This window comes from Burkholderia sp. Ac-20392, assembly GCF_017104585.1.
In the GTDB taxonomy this organism is placed as follows: Bacteria; Pseudomonadota; Gammaproteobacteria; order Burkholderiales; family Burkholderiaceae; genus Burkholderia; species Burkholderia lata.
The window spans coordinates 1-1,324 of sequence record NZ_JAAGPB010001007.1; the positions used below are offsets into that span (position 1 = coordinate 1).

The following is a 1,324-nucleotide window of genomic DNA, read 5'->3' on the forward strand; positions in this document are numbered from 1 at the left end:
TATCGCGGCCGCCGTCGACGCGGCACGCGCGCTGCCGTTCCCGTTCACGCTGACCGCGCGCTGCGAAAACTACCTGCATGGCCGCCACGACCTCGCCGACACGATCGCGCGGCTCGTCGCCTATCGCGACGCGGGCGCCGACGTGCTGTACGCGCCGGGCATCACCGATGCGGACGAGATCGCGGCGGTGACGCAGGCGGTCGGCGCGCCCGTGAACGTCGTGATGGGGCTGCAGGGCGGATTGCTGAGCCTCGATGCGCTGGCGGCGCTCGGCGTGAAGCGGGTGAGCGTCGGCGGCGCGCTGGCGCGGGCCGCGCTCGGCGCCTTTCTGCGCGCGGCGAAGGAGATGGCGCAGGACGGCACGTTTACATTTACGCAAGCTGCCGTGCCCGGGCGCGATATCAACCGCTGGTTTGCGTCACCCGATAATTCGCCGGTTTTGTTCGGAGAATGAGCGTAAATAAACGGTGGGATCGTTTCCAGTCGAAACGTTGATTGACAATAATCAACCGATTTCGCGTCCGGATTAAACGTCGGTGACGACGCAAAATACATCGTCTATTCTCCGCATTCCGCCCGTTCGACCCTTGCCGGCGCGCAAACCGCGCCGGATCGGGCGATCGGGCACCCGCCGTGCGCGTCGATGCTGCGCATTGTTGCATTTCCCCGGTCGGTATGTTTTTGAACGCGGGAGTTGCCGGCCGGTTTTTTGATTGATAATCTGCGGCACGTTCGAATGAACGGCTGGTAAGCCACCGGGAATATCGATATATAAAAATGCTGAGAGAGCGATGACGAACCGAGAAAATCAACGCGTCAGGTTTCGCGTCGGCGATGTCGTGACGCTGAAGACGGGCGGGCCGCGCATGACCGTCACTTATGCCGGGCCGGTCGTATTCGACGACGGCGACTGGCTGATCTGCCAGTGGTTCGACGAAAACGGCGAATTCCGGCAGGAAATGTTCCCTCACGACACGGTGGTGCCCGAGCCGCGCGCGATTTCGGCCGGGCGCGTACGCATGCGCATGCAGTCGCATCGTTACCGCTCGGCTGCCTGACAATCACCTGTCGTCGCGATGCAGCCACGCGCAACGCACGCACCGCGACATTTCACGTCAGCCCGAAACATGCGGCGGTGCGCTGCGCCGATACTGTCTGCATGAACCCGACCGATCCCATCGCAGCGGTCACGTACCGCGATCCCTATCCCTACTATGCGGCGCTCGTCGACGGGCCGCCGCTCGCGTTCGACGCCACGCTCGGCCTGTGGGTCGCGAGCCGCGCGGCCGCCGTGACCGCCGTGCTCGGCCATCCGGCCTGCCGG

Annotated in this window: 2 protein-coding genes and 1 pseudogene; all 3 read left to right on the top strand. The window is 64.6% G+C overall.

Annotation, left to right across the window (positions count from 1 at the left end):
- Positions 1 to 454: isocitrate lyase/phosphoenolpyruvate mutase family protein (locus G3N99_RS40450; RefSeq protein ID WP_206125221.1), on the top strand; the 454-nt coding region annotated here is incomplete at its 5' end.
- 337 nt (positions 455 to 791) lie between these two features.
- Positions 792 to 1,058: a YodC family protein gene (locus tag G3N99_RS40455; protein WP_011354382.1), complete on the top strand. Its 267-nt coding sequence runs from the start codon at positions 792 to 794 to the stop codon at positions 1,056 to 1,058.
- Between the two features lie 101 nt (positions 1,059 to 1,159).
- A pseudogene (locus G3N99_RS40460) lies at positions 1,160 to 1,324 on the top strand (cytochrome P450); the annotation flags it as partial.